The 3,648-nt window shown below is 73.6% G+C and carries 4 protein-coding genes; 3 read left to right on the top strand and 1 reads right to left on the bottom strand.

The genetic code is table 11. From position 1 onward, the window contains the following. The coding region (locus tag ACFE67_RS14510; RefSeq protein ID WP_375407584.1) for a CocE/NonD family hydrolase at positions 1–1,023 on the bottom strand (1,023 nt) is incomplete at its 3' end. Positions 1,024–1,087: 64 nt separating this feature from the next. Between ACFE67_RS14510 and ACFE67_RS14515 the strand changes: the two genes are divergently transcribed. From ACFE67_RS14515 to ACFE67_RS14525, 3 genes are all read left to right on the top strand, one after another. After that, positions 1,088–2,779, top strand: coding sequence for an AMP-binding protein (locus ACFE67_RS14515; protein WP_375407585.1), 1,692 nt, complete (start codon positions 1,088–1,090; stop codon positions 2,777–2,779). Positions 2,780–2,862: 83 nt separating this feature from the next. Further along, entirely contained in the window at positions 2,863–3,405 is a 543-nt protein-coding gene (locus tag ACFE67_RS14520; RefSeq protein WP_375407586.1) for a DUF2127 domain-containing protein, read from the top strand. Continuing rightward, a partial coding sequence (locus ACFE67_RS14525; protein WP_375407587.1) for a response regulator occupies positions 3,402–3,648 on the top strand: 247 nt, incomplete at its 3' end. The genes ACFE67_RS14520 and ACFE67_RS14525, both read left to right, overlap by 4 nt.

Here is a 3,648-nt window from a genome sequence, read left to right on the forward strand (position 1 = left end):
GCGGTCCGCGTTCTGCAGCCAGACCCGCACGGGCGGCCCCTCGGGCGCGGGGCCGCCGTGCAGGTGGTGCTCGAGGTGGACCAGGTCGGTCCGGAGCATCTCCCGCACCTCCGGCATCACCCCGTGCAGCCACGGACCCACCGTCAGCCGTGCGGGGACGCCGGCGTCGCGGAGCCGCGTGTAGTCGTGCAGCTGCAGCTGGAGGAACAGATCCCACCAGCCGGTGACCATGTTCACCGGCGGCATCCGGTCGAGCGCCGCGCCGTCGTGGTCGGCGACGTGCCAGAACGGGTCGTCCGGCTGCGAGTGGTCGGCGAGGTCCCGCCAGAACAGCCCGCGCTCGCCGGTCGCGGCGATGTCCGCCTCCCGCAACGGCCTCACGCCGAGCGCTCGCGCGACGCGTCGTCGTCGGCCGATGCCGCGGAGCAGCGGCTCGGGGAAGGGCCGGTCCTGCCGCGCGAGCGTCTCGCTCCAGGTCAGGCCGTTCAGCACGGCGGGGACCCCGTGCTCGGAGAGCAGCCCGCTGATGCGGGCGCCGGTGACGTGGAGGGAGGCGGATACGAGCGGCGGATCCGCGTACGGCGCGACCGCCCACTGCGTGTGCCCGAAGTAGCTGCCGCCGGTCGTCGCGACGCGCCCGTCGCTCCAGCGCTGGGCCCGCACCCACGCGAGGGTGTCGAGCCCGTCCTCGTGCTCGCTCGTGTAGGGCCGGAACACGCCGCCCGAGCCGAAGGTGCCGCGGGTCGCCTGCACGAAGACCGGGAACCCGCGCCGCGCCAGCACGACCGCGAACAGGCGGCTGCCGAGCGACGCCCTGCCGTAGGGCGTGCGGATCAGCACCACCGGCGCGGGGCCGGAGTCGCGCGGGCCGTACAGGTCGCCGAGCAGCTCGACGCCGTCCCGCATCGCGGTGCGCAGGTCGCGCGTGACGGCGTAGTCGGCCGAGCCGGCGGGCAGCCCGGCCACCGCCTCCGCGGCGCGACGACCGATCAGGGAGAGCAGGCGAGAGGCACGTCGAGGCATGGCGAGCAGTCTCCGGCGCCCACCTGTGGACCGGCGACCGATCGCGGCGAGGCATGATGAGGCCATGGACGCCGTCGAGGTCTTCCGCGCTGCCCGCGACCGCCTGATCACCCTGCGGGAGGACCACCGGCAGGCCGCCGACACGTTCGTCTGGCCCGACGTCGGCCCGTCGTTCGACTGGGCAACCCACTGGTTCGACCGCATCGCGGCCGGGAACGAGCGCACCGCCCTCTGGATCGTGGAGGAGGACGGGCGCGAGCAGCGCGTCTCGTTCGAGGCGATGCGAGCGCGCTCCGACCGGGTCGGCGCCTGGCTCGCCGCCCAGGGCGTCCGGCCGGGGGACCACGTGATGCTCATGCTCGGCAACCAGGTCGAGCTGTGGGAGTCGATGCTCGCGGTGATGAAGATCGGGGCGGTCATCCTGCCGACCACGGTCGTCCTCGCCGCCCACGACCTCGCCGACCGGGTCGAGCGCGGCCTCGTGAAGCACGTGATCGCGAACGCGGCCGACACCGGGAAGTTCGCCGCGCTCGAAGGGCTCACCCGCATCGCCGTCGGCGGACCCGTCGACGGCTGGGCGGACTACGGCGACGCCGCGTCGTGGACCGGCGACCGACCGGTCGTCCCCGTCGGCTCGGACGATCCATGCCTCGTCTACTTCACCTCCGGCACCACGAGCCGGCCGAAGATGGTCGTGCACACCCGCGTCTCGTATCCGGTCGGGCACCTGACGACGATGTACTGGCTCGGGCTGCAACCGGGCGACGTGCACCTCGCGATCAGCTCGCCCGGGTGGGCCAAGCACGCGTGGAGCTGCTTCTTCGCGCCGTGGATCGCGGAGGCGACGATCTTCGTCTCCAACACCGCGCGCTTCGATCCCGCGGTGCTGCGTGGTCAGCTCGACAGCGCCGGGGTCACGACCTTCTGCGCCCCGCCGACGGTGTGGCGGATGCTGATCCGCGCCGACCTCGGTGCGCGCCCGTCGGGCCTCCGGGAGGCGCTCTCCGCCGGCGAGCCGCTGAATCCCGAGGTCATCGAGCAGATCCGTGCCGCGTGGGGTCTCACCATCCGTGACGGCTACGGGCAGACGGAGACCACGGCGACGATCGCGAACACCCCGGGCAGCCCGGTGAAGAGCGGCTCGATGGGCGTCCCGCTGCCGGGCGTCGCCATCACCCTCGTGGACCCGATCTCCGGCGAGCCGGCGGACGAGGGGGAGATCTGCCTCGACCTCGCGCGGCCCGCGCCGTTCCTGATGGCGGGCTACCTCGGCATCGCGGGGACGGGCGCGGCATCGACCGACCGGTACTACGGCACCGGCGACGTCGCCCAGCGCGACGACGACGGCGTCATCACCTTCATCGGCCGCACCGACGACATCTTCAAGTCCTCCGACTACAAGGTCTCGCCGTTCGAGGTGGAGAGCGTGCTGATCGAGCACCCCGCCGTGATGGAGGCGGCCGTCGTGCCGGCGCCGGAGGAGACCCGGCTGAACGCCGTGAAGGCGTACGTCGCGCTCGCGCCCGGCTGGGCCGCCGACGAGGCGACCGCGCTCGCCCTCCTCCGGCACGCCCGCACGCAGCTGCCGCCGTACCAGCGGGTGCGGCGCCTCGAGTTCTTCGAGCTGCCGAAGACGATCTCGGGCAAGATCCGCCGCGTCGAGCTGCGAGAGCGGGAGGCGGACGCCGCGCGCGAGCAGCGCACGTTCCCCGACGAGTGGCGCGACGACGCGTTCCCCGAGCTGCGCGGGCGCTGAGCGAGCGAGCAGGACACAGGAAGCAGAGCTCGTCGGCGCAGCGTCTTGGCGGTTCCTGAGCGGTGGAGGTGGACCGTCGTCGCGTGCTGAACCGCGCGCGACCCGCCCGCTCGACGTTCGAGCACGGATACGCCGTCGTCATCGCGATCACGGGATTCGACGGCCTGATCGAGTTCGTCGCCGGCCTGATCCTGCTCGTCGCGCCGCGCCTGACGGGGAGCGCGCTCGAGGCGCTCGCCGCCGAGCTCGCCGAGGGCACGCCGCCGCTCCGGGACGCGGCGGCCTCCTCCATCGCCGCCGCGGATGGCGGGCTGGTGACCGGAACCGCACCCCTCGCCGTATTCCTGCTGGTGCACGGGCTCGCGAAGCTGCTCACCGTGACCGCGCTGCTCCGGCGGGCGATCCGCTGCTCCCCGCGGGCGCTCACGGCGCTCAGCGTCCTGCTCGTCGTCCAGCTGGCCGACCTGGACGCGGCTCCGGCGGTCGGCGGCACGGTCCTCGCTGTGCTCGACGTCGTCGTGATCACACTCGTCACCTGGGAGTACCGGCGCCTCCGCCGCGAGCGGGCGGTGCCAGCCGAGCAGGAGGTGCGACCGGGCCGCATCGAGCGGGCGTCGGCGCGATGAGCGACACTGTGGCGATGGCGAGGGCGGCGAACGGGCGGTCCGCTCCGCCGCTCCTGCTGGTCGAGGACGACGCCGAACTCGGGCCGCTGATGTTCGAGGTGCTCGCGGAGGAGTACGTCGTGACCCTCGTCCCGGACGGGCTCGCCGGCCTCGCCGCCGCTCGCGACGGCGACTTCGAGGCGATCGTTCTGGACCGCCGCCTTCCCGGGATGGACGGCGTCGATGTCGTTCGGGGCCTGCGCG

It is taken from the genome of uncultured Amnibacterium sp., assembly GCF_964244015.1.
Classification (GTDB): Bacteria; Actinomycetota; Actinomycetes; order Actinomycetales; family Microbacteriaceae; genus Amnibacterium.

Excerpts from the sequence above, each read along its gene's own strand:
- ACFE67_RS14515 (WP_375407585.1), top strand. The coding sequence starts at position 1,088 with ATGGACGCCGTCGAGGTCTTCCGCGCTGCCCGCGACCGCCTGATCACC.